Annotated in this window: 13 protein-coding genes; 2 read left to right on the forward strand and 11 right to left on the reverse strand. The window is 72.3% G+C overall.

What is annotated here, in order from left to right; translation table 11 throughout:
* Positions 1–21: 21 nt before the first annotated feature.
* Positions 22–702, reverse strand: a complete 681-nt coding sequence (locus tag ACZ53K_RS16835) for a response regulator transcription factor (protein ID WP_385238189.1) — start codon at positions 700–702, stop codon at positions 22–24.
* A 520-nt stretch (positions 703–1,222) separates the two neighbouring features.
* Between ACZ53K_RS16835 and ACZ53K_RS16840 the strand changes: the two genes are divergently transcribed.
* On the forward strand, positions 1,223–2,752 hold the full coding sequence (locus ACZ53K_RS16840) for a peptide MFS transporter (protein WP_468836640.1): 1,530 nt from the start codon (positions 1,223–1,225) through the stop codon (positions 2,750–2,752).
* A 71-nt stretch (positions 2,753–2,823) separates the two neighbouring features.
* Here the strand turns inward: ACZ53K_RS16840 and ACZ53K_RS16845 are convergent, their stop codons facing one another.
* From ACZ53K_RS16845 to ACZ53K_RS16870, 6 genes are all read right to left on the reverse strand, one after another.
* Positions 2,824–4,233 (reverse strand): hypothetical protein, encoded by a 1,410-nt coding sequence (locus ACZ53K_RS16845; RefSeq protein ID WP_468836643.1) that lies wholly within the window; start codon positions 4,231–4,233, stop codon positions 2,824–2,826.
* The gene (locus ACZ53K_RS16850) at positions 4,233–5,372 is read right to left on the reverse strand and encodes a hypothetical protein (protein WP_468836645.1); all 1,140 of its coding nucleotides are present in this window, start codon (positions 5,370–5,372) and stop codon (positions 4,233–4,235) included. The genes ACZ53K_RS16845 and ACZ53K_RS16850 overlap by 1 nt, the downstream gene beginning before the upstream one ends.
* 17 nt (positions 5,373–5,389) lie before the next feature.
* Positions 5,390–6,337: a COG1470 family protein gene (locus tag ACZ53K_RS16855; RefSeq protein WP_468836647.1), complete on the reverse strand. Its 948-nt coding sequence runs from the start codon at positions 6,335–6,337 to the stop codon at positions 5,390–5,392.
* 99 nt (positions 6,338–6,436) lie between these two features.
* Positions 6,437–7,252 (reverse strand): LPXTG cell wall anchor domain-containing protein, encoded by an 816-nt coding sequence (locus ACZ53K_RS16860; RefSeq protein WP_468836649.1) that lies wholly within the window; start codon positions 7,250–7,252, stop codon positions 6,437–6,439.
* A 420-nt stretch (positions 7,253–7,672) separates the two neighbouring features.
* On the reverse strand, positions 7,673–8,170 hold the full coding sequence (locus tag ACZ53K_RS16865; protein ID WP_365843991.1) for an ATP-binding protein: 498 nt from the start codon (positions 8,168–8,170) through the stop codon (positions 7,673–7,675).
* 181 nt (positions 8,171–8,351) lie between these two features.
* A complete protein-coding gene (locus ACZ53K_RS16870; protein ID WP_031009365.1) occupies positions 8,352–8,720 on the reverse strand; it encodes an STAS domain-containing protein in 369 nt (122 codons plus the stop codon).
* Positions 8,721–8,969: 249 nt separating this feature from the next.
* On the opposite strand from ACZ53K_RS16870, the gene ACZ53K_RS16875 reads away from it, so the two are divergent.
* A complete protein-coding gene (locus tag ACZ53K_RS16875) occupies positions 8,970–9,989 on the forward strand; it encodes an RNA polymerase sigma factor SigF (protein WP_468836653.1) in 1,020 nt (339 codons plus the stop codon).
* A gap of 159 nt (positions 9,990–10,148) precedes the next feature.
* On the opposite strand, the gene ACZ53K_RS16880 is transcribed toward ACZ53K_RS16875, so the two are convergent.
* From ACZ53K_RS16880 to ACZ53K_RS16895, 4 genes are all read right to left on the reverse strand, one after another.
* A complete protein-coding gene (locus ACZ53K_RS16880) occupies positions 10,149–10,583 on the reverse strand; it encodes a hypothetical protein (protein WP_468836655.1) in 435 nt (144 codons plus the stop codon).
* A gap of 171 nt (positions 10,584–10,754) precedes the next feature.
* Positions 10,755–11,960 (reverse strand): imidazolonepropionase, encoded by a 1,206-nt coding sequence (hutI, locus tag ACZ53K_RS16885; protein ID WP_468836658.1) that lies wholly within the window; start codon positions 11,958–11,960, stop codon positions 10,755–10,757.
* A gap of 29 nt (positions 11,961–11,989) precedes the next feature.
* On the reverse strand, positions 11,990–13,396 hold the full coding sequence (locus ACZ53K_RS16890) for a formimidoylglutamate deiminase (RefSeq protein WP_468836661.1): 1,407 nt from the start codon (positions 13,394–13,396) through the stop codon (positions 11,990–11,992).
* Positions 13,387–14,622 (reverse strand): allantoate amidohydrolase, encoded by a 1,236-nt coding sequence (locus ACZ53K_RS16895; RefSeq protein ID WP_468837050.1) that lies wholly within the window; start codon positions 14,620–14,622, stop codon positions 13,387–13,389. The genes ACZ53K_RS16890 and ACZ53K_RS16895 overlap by 10 nt, the downstream gene beginning before the upstream one ends.
* Positions 14,623–14,758: the final 136 nt, after the last annotated feature.

Here is a 14,758-nt window from a genome sequence, read left to right on the forward strand (position 1 = left end):
TTCCCGCCCGGCGGCGGGCGCTCAGCTCTTTTCGAAGCGGAAGCCGACGCCGCGCACGGTGGCGATGTAGCGCGGGTTGGCCGCGTCGTCACCGAGCTTCTTGCGGAGCCAGGAGATGTGCATGTCCAGCGTCTTCGTGGACGACCACCAGGTCGTGTCCCAGACCTCGCGCATCAGCTGGTCGCGGGTGACGACCCGGCCGGCGTCCCGTACCAGCACCCGCAGCAGGTCGAACTCCTTCGCGGTGAGCTGGAGTTCGTCGTCCCCCATCCAGGCGCGGTGCGACTCGACGTCGATGCGTACGCCGTGGGTCGCGGGCGGCTGCTGCGGCTCGACGGACGAGCCGCGGCGCAGCAGGGCGCGGACGCGGGCGAGCAGTTCGGCGAGCCGGAAGGGCTTGGTGACGTAATCGTCGGCACCGGCGTCCAGGCCGACGACGGTGTCGACCTCGTCGGCGCGGGCGGTGAGTACGAGGATGGGGAAGCTGTGGCCTTCGTTGCGCAGCCGGCGGGCCACCTCCAGGCCGTCCATGCCGGGCAGGCCCAGGTCGAGGACGACCAGGTCGATGTTGCCCTGCAGACCGGCGTCGAGCGCCGTGGGGCCGTCCTCGCGCACCTCGACTTCGTAACCCTCGCGGCGCAGGGCGCGGGCGAGCGGCTCCGAGATGGACGCGTCATCCTCGGCGAGCAGTACACGGGTCATGGGCCGATGGTAGTCCCAGGTCTTACCTCCACGGGCCGGACCCGGTGCGCCCGGAGGTGGCCGGAAAACGACCCGCGGGCGGCGTGGCGGCGGCGTGATCGCGACCGGCGGGTGATCACGGGGCACGGGGGAGGCGGCAGGCGCAACCCCCGGTACGGTTCCCGGTTGATCATGTGACCGTTGTCTCACTCGTCCCACCGGTGCGGCTGCTGGACGTATGGTGTCCCAACGTCCGTAGCACAGCCTCGGGACCCATGACTCTCAAGAGACGTCATCGGTCCCTGTTGTGTGCAGGGCTGGAACCACCAGTCCTGCTGCACAGTGAATGACCTGTCGACCGGGTCCACCGCGCGAGCAGCACGGGGGCGTGGATCCCGGTGTCGCGACTGTCCCGCCGATTCCTCTTCCAGTGGCATCGGCCCCCGAGGACGCGGGGCGGGCAACGTGACGCCGGTGCCGGTCAGCCGACCCGGGCGCGCTGCGGTCTCCTCACGCGTCCCGAGCACACCTAGGAAGCACCATGGCGTCCAGCCTGACGAAGGACGCCGGCGCGCAGGGGAACCCTGCCAGCGACGGCAAAACCTTCTTCGGCCACCCCCGCGGACTGGCCACTCTTTTCCTGACCGAGATGTGGGAGCGGTTCAGCTTCTACGGCATGAGGGCGCTCCTCGTCCTCTACCTCATCTCGGGCGGCGCCGACGCCAAGGTGGGGGAGCAGGGCGGTGGCCTGGCCATGACCGCCGCGACCGCCTCGGCGATCTACGCGGTCTACATGGCGATGGTCTACCTGCTCGCCATGCCCGGCGGCTGGTTCGGCGACCGGGTCTGGGGCCCGCGCAAGACCGTGGTCATCGGCGCGATGGTCGTGATCGTCGGTCACCTCACGCTGGCACTGCCCGGCCAGGGCACGTTCTTCGCCGGTCTGGCGCTGGTGGCGCTGGGCTCGGGTCTGCTCAAGGCCAACATCTCCACGATGGTCGGCCAGCTCTACGACGGCCCGCAGGACCCGCGCCGCGACGCCGGCTTCACGATCTTCTACATCGGCATCAACCTCGGTGGCGTCGCCGCTCCCCTGGTGGTCGGCACCATCGGCCAGAACATCAACTGGCACGTGGGCTTCGCGACCGCCGGTCTCGGCATGGCGCTGGGTCTGGTCGGCTTCCTGTTCGGCACCCGCAACCTGAACCCGCGCAGCAGCGAGGTCCCGACCCCGCTCACCCGTGAAGAGCGCATGGGCTGGCTGCGCAAGGGGCTGATCTGGACCGTCGTCGCGGCCGTCTTCTACGGCATCGTCGTGGCCACCGGTTCCTTCACGCTGAACTGGGCGCTGATCCCGATCAGCCTGCTCGGCATGATCATTCCGATCTCGGTCCTGGTGCGCATCAAGCGCGACAAGGAGCTGACGCAGTCCGAGCAGACCAAGGTCAGCGGCTACATCTGGTTCTTCGTCGCCGCCGCGATCTTCTTCATGATCTTCGACCAGGCCGGTTCGACGCTGAACGTCTTCGCCGACAAGAACACCGCGGACACGGTCTTCGGCCTGCACTTCCCGTCGACCTGGTTCCAGTCGGTGAACTCGGCCTGGGTCCTGGCGCTCGCGCCGATCTTCGCCGCGATGTGGACGGCCCTGGCCCGGCGCTCCAAGGAGCCCACCACCGTCGTGAAGTTCGCGATGTCGATGCTGCTCGTCGGCGCCTCGTACTTCGTCTTCATCGTGCCGATGCAGATGTCGTCCGGCGGCGACAAGGTCAGCCCGATGTGGCTGATCAGCGTCTACATGATCCAGACCATGGGTGAGCTGTGCCTCTCCCCGGTCGGCCTGTCGGTGACCACCAAGATGGCGCCGCAGAAGTACGCCAGCCAGATGATGGGCGTGTGGTTCCTCGCCGTCACCACCGGTGACTGCGTGGTCAGCCTGGTCTCCCTGGCCGGTGCCGACCTCAGCGGTGTCGGGGTGGTGGCGGCCGAAGCGGCCCTGGCCGTCCTGGCCGGTTTCGCGATCTGGACCTCCCGCAAGAAGATCGAGACGTCCATGGGCGACGTCCACTGACGCTGCCGTAGCGCGTCCCTGATTCGCGGAGGGGCTCGGTGCCAGAGGGCACCGGGCCCCTCTGGCGTCGGTCAGCGGCGCCCTGGCCTCCGGCCGGGTACGAAGGTGAAGACCGCCCCGCCCAGCAGGACCACCGTGCCCGCGACGAGGGCGAGGGCGCGCAGGCCGCCGTGGCCGCTCGCGCCGGTCTCCGCGAGGCCGCCCGAGGTGCCGCCCGCGCTCGCCGGGCCCGCCGCGGTGCCGCCGGCCGTGTCCCCGCCTGAGCCACCGGAGCTGCCGGAGCCGCCGGACGCTCCGGAGCTGCCGCCGGTACCGCCCTGCTGGGCCGTGGTGTCCAGGGCGAGGGAGACGCCCGGGGCCTTCTCCGGGGTGCAGGTCGTGGTCGTCCCCAGGGCGTTGACGGTCAGCACGCCCGGCGTCAGGGTCGCCTGGCCGGTGGCGCCCGGGGTGTAGGTGCCCTTCAGGTCGGGGATCGCAATCGGCTGTCCGGACTTGACGGGCTCCTTGTTCGCCGGGCCCTCCGTCCGGACCGTCCCCTTGTCCGCACCGCCGACCCGTACCTGCATGGACGGTTTCACCGCACCGGCCGGGATGTCCGCCGGGCTGTCCATCACCGATTTCGCGAACTTCACGGTCAGGTCGTAGGCACCGCCCTTCTTGGTGGCGTTGATCTGCACCGGGGACGTGGCCTTCTTGTCGCCGATGGGGGTCTTGCAGGCGTACGGGACCTGGACCTGCTTGCCTTCGTACGCGGTGCCGTCGGGGTCGCCTCCGCCGCCGGAGGAGCCGGCCGTACCGCCTCCGCCGGTGGTGCCGCCGGTCGTGCCACCGGTGCCGCTCGTACCTCCGGTGTCCGAGCCGCCCGTGCTGCCGCCCGTACTGCCGGTCGTGCCGCCGCCCGCCGTGGAGCCGCCGGTCGTGCCGCCGGGGTCGCCGCCCTCCGTCACCTTGATGGTGGCGGCGGGCTTCACCTCACCCTTCGGAGTGCACTTCGTGTCCGTGGAGATCGGCTTGTTGACGTTGATGTTGTAGAAGCCGGGCGCGAGGGTGACCTCGCCGGGCTTCTCCAGCTTCAGGGTGCCCTTCATGTCCGGGAGCTTCATCGGGCTGTTCTTGGGGATCGGCGGGTTCTGCCGCGGCCCCCGGACGTTCAGCTCGCCACTCTGCGCGCCGCCCACCCCGATCTTGCCGCTGGGCTGCACGGTGTCCTTGCCCAGGTCGAGGACGTCGGGGTTCTTGGACGCCGCCTCGACCGTCCGCCACACCACCTCGACCTCGTCGCCGACCTTCGCCGTCGCGGGCGCGGTCACCTCCACCCTGGTGGTGCCCTGGACCGCGGGCAGCCCCGAGATCGGCGGCGGTACGCACTCGGTCGGGTACGCGGTCTCCGCGGCCCCGGCCGGCCCGGCGGCCGCCAGCATGCCCGCACCGGCGAGCAGCAGGGCGCAGCCGCCCGCGCCCGCTCTCCTGCGTTGCCTCATCACGTGGAACCTTTCGACGTCGGCGGGTCGGTGGGTGGTCCCGTGGTGGCGGACGGTGCGGTGTCCGGGGTGAACCACGGCAAGGAGGCGGCGGCGTCGGCGTCCGCCGTCGGGGCGGGCTCCGCCGCGCCGGGCGCGGGGGTGCGGGGGCCGCGGTGGCGTCCGGCGGCTGCCGCACGCCGGGGCTTTCGCGGGGTTGCACGCCCCCGCGTACGAGCGGCTCCCGGGCGCGGGCGAACCCGGTCGACGACCGCCATGCCGATACGGAAGACGGCGGCCGGCACGACGACGCACAGCAGGACCCAGAACAGCGTCACGCCCCACGGCCGCCCGACGCCCCACGGCTGCTCGGCGAGCACCTTGCCGCCGTACTTCAGCGACACGAGGTAGTCACCGTGTGCCCCGGAGGGCAGTTCCACCGGCAGTTCGATCCGCTGCTTCCGCCCGGCGGGCACGGTCCCCCGCCACTGCTGCTCCTCCCACTGCGGGGCGTACACGCCGTGCGAGGTGCCGACCTCGAAGACCGGGTCCTTGGCGGGGGCGGTACCGAGGTTGCCCACGGTGACCACGAGCCGCCGCTGCGGCGGCGCGCCGAACCAGGTCAGCAGGCCGCTGGAGCCTTCCAGCCGAGGCGGCGCCAGGACGCTCAGCCGCCCGCCCGCGTCCTCCTTCGGCAGCGGTGCGACCGGGTGCCCGGCCACGGTGAAGGGAGCGTCGTCGGTCGCGCGCGGGCCGGTCACGGTGGCGGCGTGCACGACGCACGGGCAGGGCTTGGGCGGCTCGGCAACCGGGAGGTCCTTGCGGAAGGAGCCGTCCGAGCCGGTGCTCACGGCCCGGCCGTCGCCGTTGGCGCAGGCGTTGGTACCGCCGATCATGTTCTGTCCGCAGATGAGCAGGGTGAGCAGCGTCCCGGGGCGCCAGCCGCGGCCGGTCACGGTGACGGTGCCGCCCTGGCCCGCTTCCTGCGCGGAGAGCTGGATGCGGGGGGTGGGGGCGGCCGGGGCCGCGGTCGCGGTCGGCCCGGGGAGCAGGAAGAGGCAGAGGGGGATCAGGAACGCCGAGGCGGCCCGGCCGAGCACGGCTGCGGCCCGGTGGCGCGCTCCACGCGCTCCGGCGCGCGCGCCTCCAGCGCCGGTCACGCGTCCACCGCCGCCGGTCACGCGTCCGCCCTCGCCCTGAAGGCAGCCGCAGCGCCCGCATACGGCTCCGACCCGGACGGATCCGACCCCGACGGCTCCGCCCGCCTCCAGCGCCGTACACGCCACAGGACCGCGCCCGCCAGCAGCCCCGCGGGCGGCAGGGCGGCGGCACCCCACGGCACCGCCGTGTAGGACGCCACGGCCGTCCCGCGTGCGCCGCCCGCCGCCGTCACGGTCAGCCGTACGTCCAACGAGTCCAGCGCGGGCGGATCGGGCCATGGCTCGGTCATCGGGACCCGGTGGCCCGGTGGCAGTGCGCCGGGCAGGGTGCGCGCGGCGCGGCGCAGGGCCGGGCCGAAGAGCCCGTCGGCGTGCACCGCGAGTCGTGGCGTGAGCATGGTGTTACCGCGGTTGACCAGCACGTACCGGATGACCGCCGCGCTCCCCCGGCGCTCCACCACCACGTCCTCGACGCTCAGCGCGGCGAGCGCGGGCCCGGTCACCCGCAGGCGCACCGGGACCGTGGCCGTCCGGCCGCCCCCTTCGGCGACGAGCGCGGCCGGGTGGTCGCCCGGCGCCGCGTCCCTGGGGACGGTCACGGTGAAGGGCACGTCCGCCCGGGTACGCGGCGGCACCCGTACGTCCTTGCCCGCCGTCGCGATCCAGCCGCCGGCCGGGGCCGGCCCGCCGCGCAGCCGGAGCGTCACCGCGCTGCCGCCGGGGTTGGTGAGCGAGAGCCGGTCCTTCAGGACCGTGCCGGGCGCGCCTTCCAGGTAGAAGTACGGGCGGTCCTGGACACTCGGCCGGGCGCCGCCGGAGGCGGGCGCGGCGGTCCACGGCCCGCCGCCCGGGGTCGGGGCGGACGGGCCGGGGGCGGGCGCGGCGTACGCCCCGGCCGGGCTCAGCAGCGCGACGGCGAACGCGAGGACTGCGCCCGGGGCCACCGAGCGGGTACGGGACGGCATCGGCGGCTCCTGGGGCTGATGCAGGTGCAGGCGCTCGGCTGGTACAGGTGCAGGCGCTCGGCTGGTGCAGGTACTTGGCTGGAGCTGTGCTCGTACGCCCTAAGCGCGCTTCTGACTGCGCCGTGTCAGCCAGAGGGCACCCGCCGCGCCGGCGAGGAGCACCGTGCCGCCGAGGGTGCCGAGGGCGACGGCGGAGTCGGCCGGGCCGGTCTGCGGCAGTTCGCCGCCGCCCGAGGTGCCCGTCGCTCCCCCGCTGCCGCTCCCGGAGCCGCCGGTGGTTCCGCCGGTGGAGCTGTCGGAGCCGCTGCCGCCCGTACCGCCATTGCCGCTGCCGCTGCCGCTGCCGCCCGAACTGCCGGAACCACCCGTTCCGCCCGAGCCCTTGACGTCCAGGGTGAGCGACGGCTTCGGGTTGTTGGCGGGGGTGCAGGTGGTGGTCGTACCGAGGGCCTTGATGGTGAGGGTGGCGGCGGTGAAGGTGACTTTGCCGCTCGCCTTGGGCGTGTAGGTCCCGCTCAGGTCGCTGATCTTGATGGGTGTGTTGGCGGGGATCGCCTTGTCGTTGGGCGGCCCGGACACCGGCACGGTGCCGCTCTCCGCGCCGCCCAGCCGGATCAGCGCGCTCGGTTTCATGGCGCCCGCGCCCAGTTCGACGGGGCTGGAGGAGACGCCCTTCTGGAAGGACATCACGAGCTTGTACGCGCTGCCGCTCCGCGTGCTCCTGATGTCGATGGGCGACACCGCGCTCTTGTTCCCGATCGGCGTCTTGCACTGGTAATTGACGTCCACGACGTCGGCGTGCGCGGCCGGCGCGGCGAGCAGGACCGTGGATCCCGCCGTCAGCGCCACGGCCGCGGCCAGGCCGGCCGCGCGGCGGCGGGGACGCGCGGCGTGCTGTTCGTAGAAGCGGGCCACCTTGAGTTCCCCTTCTCGCGGTTGAGCGCCGCCCGATGTTACTGACGGCACATCAGATGGGTGGCTCAAGGTACGCCGGGGACCTTGTCGAGGGAAGTCACAGAACAGGCCTGATCCGTGCGGCGCGGGGCGCCAGGGGAAGCCGGGGAGAGCGAAAGCCGGGGAGGGAGGGGTGCGAGGGGCACGTGGGACGCAGGAGGGGTGCGTCCGGGGCTTTGGCCGCGGGAGGACAGGCGTATCCCGGAGTCGCCCGTACGGAAAAAACCGGCCGCTCCCCGGCAGGCGAGGCCGTCCGCCGCGACAGATCCGCCACGGCGCGTCGCAGCCCACTCACGTACGGCCACGGAGCCGTGCCGTCCCGTCCCGCGGCGCGTCGCGCACCGCCATCCCGCGGCGCACAGGAGGGCCCCCGCCGGGACCCTAGGACGGAGCCGCCAGCTCCGCCCAGACGGTCTTGCCCGTGCCGTCGGGGTTGCGTACGACTCCCCAGTCCAGGCACAGGCGCTGCACGATGAACATGCCGTGGCCGCCGGGCCGTCCCGCCCGGTGGGGGGTGCGGGGCGCGGGCGAGCCCGCGCCGAGGTCGGTCACTTCGAGGCGCAGCACCTTGGCGTTGCTGCGCAGCCGCAGTTCCTCGGGCCCCTCCGCGTGCAGGCAGGCGTTGGTGACCAGCTCGGATACCACGAGCAGTACGTCCTCGGCGGCCGCCCGCTGGTCGGCGCCGGCGGCCGGCAGCCAGCCCCAGTCGTGGAGGGCCTGCCGGGCGAAGTCACGGGCCCGCGCAACGGCTCCCTGCACACCCGCCAGGCGCAGCCTGCGGATCTGGCCGGCCGGGACGGCCGGGGAGGCGGAGGGAGCGCCGGCGTTGCCCGGCTCCGGGCCGAGGTCGCCCGGCGGGTACGGCCGGGTGGTGCTCATCAGCGCTTCACCTCACCGATTCGCCATTTCACGGATAGCGGTTACCTGACAGATTCAACAGATTCAGATGTCTCCTGCCCGACGGGACCGTGAGAACACCCACTTCTTGGGTACGGAAGTTGTGACGCGGGCAACGCATACGGGAGGAACCCCCCGTAGTGCACCGTTCGCGCCACCGCCGTCAGTCGGCGAGAGCCTTGTCGAGGGAGTCGTGCACGGTGAACACCGCGTCCGCGCCAGTGATCTCGAAGACCCGCGCCACCACCGGCTGCATCCCGGCCAGATGTACCCCGCCTCCCCCGGCCTCCGCCTTCAGGCGGGCGCCGAGCAGTACGTTCAAGCCGGTGGAGTCCATGAACTCCAGTTGCGAGCAGTCGACGACCAGTCGCGCGAAGCCGTCCGCGACGCACCCTTCAAGTGATTCCCGCAACAGGTCCGCGGTGTGGTGGTCCAGCTCACCCGCGACGGTCACGATCGCGCTGGCACCCTGATGCCGGATCGCGACATTGAGCCGTCCCCGACTGGCACTGCCGACCGTCCCGCGGTCCATGCGCGTGCACCCCTCTTGCTGTCTCGGCGTCCGATTGCTTACGACTGCGCAGACCGAACACTACGCCTTCGATACACGCGACTGGTAGCCGAACAATACGTAATTCCCAGCAAACTCGGACAACACGCACTTGCCATCTTCCGGCAAACCCAGGTAGGCGTAGTAAGGACACATTCGACACGGCCGGCTTTGGAGGCGCCGCACACCGCAGCTTCGCGTAGAGGCATCGGCAGCCATATGCCGAGAACGATGGAGGACAACATGTCACCCCGGCTCGACGAATTGCGCACCGAAGACACCACGGAGACCGCGTCGTCGACTCCCTTGTCAGAGACCACCCTCGCGGAGGACGCCCTCACGGAGGCCGTCCTGTCCGAGGCCGCCCTGTCCGACCGGTCCCGAACGTCTCGTTCCCCGCAGATCACATCTGAACCGTCCGAACCCGATGTGACGGCAATCCCCGAGCTCGACGGACTGCCCGAGATCCCCCCGTACGACGAGGTGGGGCCGGTGGACGCACGGGCCCTGTCCAAGACCCTCTTCGAGCGCCTGGAGTCGCTGGAGGAAGGCACCCACGAATTCGCGTACGTCCGCAACACCCTGGTCGAACTCAACCTGGCACTGGTGAAGTTCGCGGCCTCCCGGTTCCGCTCCCGCAGTGAGCCCATGGAGGACATCGTCCAGGTCGGCACCATCGGCCTGATCAAGGCGATAGACCGCTTCGAGCTCAGCCGCGGCGTGGAGTTCCCGACGTTCGCGATGCCGACCATCGTCGGCGAGATCAAGCGCTTCTTCCGTGACACCAGCTGGTCCGTACGGGTGCCCAGGCGCCTGCAGGAACTGCGTCTGGACCTGGCGAAGGCCGGCGACGAACTGGCGCAGAAGCTGGACCGTTCCCCGACGGTGAGCGAGCTCGCCGAACGCCTCGGCATCACCAACGACGAGGTCGTCGAGGGCATGGCCGCGAGCAACGCCTACACGGCCAGCTCGCTGGACGCCCAGCCGGAGGAGGACGACAACGAGGGCGCGCTGGCCGACCGGATCGGCTACGAGGACCACGGCCTCGAAGGCATCGAGTACGTGGAGTCGCTCAAGCCGCTGATCGCCGAGCTGCCCCCGCGTGACCGCAAGATCCTCTCGCTCCGCTTCGTCGCCAACATGACGCAGTCGGAGATCGGCGAGGAGCTGAACATCTCCCAGATGCACGTGTCGCGGCTGCTGTCGCGCACGCTCGTCAAGCTCCGCAAGGGGCTGATGGTCGAGGAGTGAGTCCGGCGGACACTCCGCGGTCGCTGCCGGCCTGACGGGCCGGCAACCGCCCGCGTGGAAGAGGGCCTGCCCCGAAATTCGGGACGGGCCCTCCTCTGCGGTCCGGCGCGGTTTCGTGCTTTTCCGTGCTTCTTCGTGCTGTGCGCGCCTTTGTGTGCCTTACAGCACCGTGGAGAACTGCGCGATGGGGTCGCCGCTCTGCTGCTCGCCCGGCTTCACATAGTCGGCGGACACCTTCACCTCGTCGCCCTTCACGAAGTGCGAGCCCTTCGCCGGCTGGAGCTTCACCTTGAGGACGCGGGTCTGGTAGTCACAGATGATCTTGTCGGACGCGACGGCGCCGTTCGCCACCGACGTGGGGTCCTCCTTCTGGTCCACCTTGGTCATCTTGCTGACCAGGTTCCACGCGAGGCCGGTGTCGCAGGAGTACTTGACGGTCACGGACAGCGCGCCGCCGCGCAGCTGCGCCCGCTCGATCGAGATGACGTTGGCCTTCGCCGCGGCGCTCGGGGCCGTGGCCAGGGCGGCGCCGCCGAGGATGGCGACGGTGGCCGCCGTGCCGGCGATACGGGTCTTGAGACGGGTCGACTTCATGAGATTCCTTCCCCCTTGCGCTGTCACCTTTGTCACGTACCGGAGTTTTCTCCTGCTACGCGGGTGACTGCGACAGTTGTTCGTGTCGAGTACCGGACCTTACGTGATTCCCGTGATGTCCGGTACCCGCATTCCCTGAAGTCGCTCCCGTCTCGGGCGTGTTCGTCCGCCTCAGACGTATTCGCCCCGGTGCCAGACCCGGGAGACGAGGGGGACGCCCGGGCGGTAGGCGAGGTGGACGTGGGAGGGCGCGTCCAGGAGGGCCAGGTCGGCGCGGGCTCCGGGGGCGAGGCGGCCGATGTCGGTGCGGCGCAGGGCGGCCGCGCCGCCCGCCGTGGCGGACCAGACGGCCTCGTCGGGGGTCATCTTCATGTCCCGTACGGCCAGGGCGATGCAGAAGGGCATCGAGCTGGTGAAGGACGAGCCGGGGTTGCAGTCGGTGGACAGGGCGACGGTGGCGCCCGCGTCGAGCAGGGGGCGGGCGTCGGGCCATTGGGCGCGGGTGGAGAACTCGGCGCCGGGCAGCAGCGTGGCGACGGTCGCGCTGTTGGCGAGGGCGTCGATGTCGGCGGCGTCCAGGTGGGTGCAGTGGTCGGCGGAGGCGGCGTCCAGTTCGACGGCGAGCTGGACGCCGGGGCCGTGGTGCAGCTGGTTGGCGTGCACGCGCGGGAGCAGGCCCTTGGCCTTGCCCGCGGTCAGGATCGCGCGGGCCTGGTCGCCGTCGAAGGCGCCCTGTTCGCAGAAGACGTCGATCCAGCGGGCGTGCGGGGCGCAGGCGTCCAGCATGGGGCCGGTGACGAGGTCGACGTAACCGGCGGGGTCGTCGGCGTAGTCCGGGGAGACGATGTGCGCGCCGAGGAAGGTGACTTCGTCGGTGTGGGCGGCGGCGATGCGCAGGGCGCGGGCCTCGTCCTCGACGGTCAGGCCGTAGCCGGACTTGGTCTCCAGGGTCGTGGTGCCCTGGCGGAGCGCTTCGGCGAGGTACTTGGCGACGTTGGCGTGCAGTTCCTCGTCGGTGGCGGCCCGGGTGGCGGCGACGGTGGTGCGGATGCCGCCCGCGGAGTAGGCGCGTCCGGACATCCGGGCGTGGAATTCCGCGGTGCGGTCGCCGCCGAAGACCAGGTGGGAGTGGGAGTCGACAAAGCCGGGGATGCCTGCGCGGCCCTCGGCGTCGACATGACTGTCAGTGGCGGGTGCTTTGCTTGTCGTACCGATCCAGGCGACGCGGTCGCCGTCGAAGACGACGGCCGCGTCCTGGATCAGACCGAGGGGGCCTTCGCCGAGGGAGGGGTCGTTGGTGACGAGGCTGGCGATGTTGGTGATGGCGGTGGTGCGACCGTTCGCGGCGCGCTCCGCGGCCGGGGTGCTGGGGTTCATCGTGGGGGTGCTCTCCTTCGGCCGCGGGTTCAGCCGTGTACGGCCGCGATGGCCTCGGCCAGTGCGGTGGGGACGTCGGGCACGAGCGCGTGGACTCCGTCGCGTACGACCTGACGGCCACCGACGACCGTATGGCGCACGTCCGCTCCGGAGGCGGCGAATACGGCCGTCTCGGCGCCCAGCCGGGGCAGCGGACCCGCGGTGCGTACGGAGTCCAGCGCGATCGTCGTGAGGTCGGCGAGCGCACCGCGTTCGATGGTGCCCGCCTCGTCCCAGCCCAGCGCGGCATGGCCGTCGGCGGTCGCGGCGCGCAGCAGGGCGTTGGCGGTCCAGTGGCCGCGGGTGCGGGTGCGCAGCCGTTCGTCCAGCTCCATCGCCCGGGCCTCTTCGAAGAGGTCGATGACGGCGTGGCTGTCGCTGCCGAGCGACAGGGGGCTGCCGGCGGCCTGGAGCCGGACTGCGGGGCCGATGCCGTCGGCGAGGTCGCGTTCGGTGGTGGGGCACATGCACACGCCGGTGGTGGCGGCGCCCAGCAGCCGGATGTCCTCGTCGGTGAGGTGGGTGGCGTGCACGGCGGTGGTGCGGCGGCCCAGGACACCGTGCTCGGCGAGCAGTTCGGTGGGGGTACGGCCGTGCGCCTCGCGGCAGGCGTCGTTCTCGGCGGTCTGCTCGGAGAGGTGGACGTGCAGCGGTGCCTGCCGGTGCCCGGCCCACTCCGCGACGGTGCTCAGCTGGCCGGCGGGGACGGCGCGTACGGAGTGCACGGCGGCGCCGATACGGGCGTGCGGGCGGCCGTCCTTCAGGGCCGCGGCGCGCTCGGCCCAGGCTTCGGCGGTGCCGTCGGAGAAGCGCAGCTGGTGGTGGTCGGGCGCGGCGCCGAAGCCGGACGAGAGGTAGGCGGTGTCCAGCAGGGTGATGCGGATGCCCGCCTCGTCGGCGGCGGCGATCAGGGCTTCGCCCATCGCGTTGGGGTCGGCGTAGCGGGTGCCGCCGGGCCCGTGGTGGAGGTAGTGGAATTCGCCGACGCAGGTGATGCCCGCCAGCGCCATCTCCGCGTACACGGCCCGCGCGAGGGCGTGATAGGAGTCGGGGGTGAGCCGGGAGGCGACCTGGTACATGACTTCGCGCCAGGTCCAGAAGGTGCCGGAGCCGACCTGGACGGTGCCGCGCAGGGCCCGGTGGAAGGCGTGCGAGTGGGCGTTGGCGAGGCCGGGCAGCGTCAGGCCGCGCAGCGGGACGGCGCCGGGCGGCGGTGCGGGGACCTCGGTCCGTACGGCGCTGATGCGGCCGTCGGCCGGGTCCACGTCCACGGCCACGCCCGGCTCGACGTGCGTGCCGAGCCAGGCGTGTTCCAGCCAGTACGTCTTCGGGGCGGCCGGTCCGGGCCCGTCGCCGGGTCGCGGGGTGGGTTCGGCTTCCTGCGGCGTCACCTGCACGCCAGGCCCTCCAGAACGTCGGCGAGTGCGGTCACCCCGGCGATGCAGTCGTCCTCGGCCGCGCGTTCGGCGGGTGAGTGCGAGACGCCGGTGGGGTTGCGTACGAACAGCATGGCGGTGGGGACGGAGGCGGACAGGATACCCGCGTCGTGTCCGGCGCCGGTGCCCAGAACGGGCACCTCGCGGGCGCCGCCCGGACGGCCGTCCGCCGCATGGGTGAGGATCTTGGCCAGCTCGTCCCGCAGCGCGTGCCCGAACTCGATGACGGGGGTGAAGGATTCCCGGGTGACGCGGACGTCGACGCCGTCGCGCTCGCCGCGCTCGGCGGCCGCCCGCTCGACGGCGGCGACGACGGTGTCCAGTGTCGCCTGGTCGGCGGCGCGGGAGTCCAGCCAGCCGCGGACCAGTGACGGGATGGCGTTGACGCCGTTCGGCTCGACACTGATCTTGCCGAAGGTGGCCAGCGCGCCGGCCAGTTCGGCACTCTGGCGGGCGGCGAGCACGGTCGCCGCGTAGGTGAGCATCGGGTCGCGCCGGTCCGCCAGGCGGGTGGTGCCGGCGTGGTTGGCCTCGCCGTGGAAGTCGAACCGCCAGCGGCCGTGCGGCCAGATGGCTGAGGCGATGCCCACGGGGTCGCCGGTCAGGTCGAGGGCGCGGCCCTGTTCGACGTGGAGTTCGACGAACGCGCCGATCCGGGACAGCCGGTCGGGGTCGGCGCCGATGGCGTCGGGGTCGTGGCCGGCCCGTTCCATGGCCTGCGGCAGCGTCACGCCGTCGGCATCCCGCAGCCGGTGGGCCGCCTCGACGGTGAGCTGACCGGCGCTGAGCCGGGAGCCGACGCAGGCCAGGCCGAAGCGGGCGCCTTCCTCGTCGCCGAAGTTGACGATCGCCAGCGGCTTGGCGGGCGTGGCGCCGCGGCGGCGGAGTTCGTCGAGCGCGGCGAAGGAGGACACCACGCCGAGCGGGCCGTCGAAGGCGCCGCCGTCCGGGACGGAGTCCAGGTGGGAGCCGGTGACGACGGCCTCGCCGGGGGCCACGTCCGCGGCGGACGCGGCGCCCAGCCAGGCCCACTGGTTGCCGTTGCGGTCCTGCTCGTAGGCGAGTCCGCGGGCGCGGGCCTGGGCCTCGAACCAGGCCCGGCAGTCGGCGTCCGCACCGGTCCAGGCGAAGCGGCGGTAGCCGCCGGTGCCGCTGTGGCGCCCGAGGGGCGCGAGGTCCCGCCACATGTCGTGGAAGGAGGGCGCGCTCGAACCGGCGGTGTTCGCACTGGTGGGCCCCGTACCGGCGGTGTCCGGCCTGGCGGTGTCCGGGCCGGCGGTGTCGGGTCCGGTCGCGGTCGGCCCGGCCCCGGTCGCCCCCGTC

It is taken from the genome of Streptomyces sp. NPDC033221 (assembly GCF_055577005.1).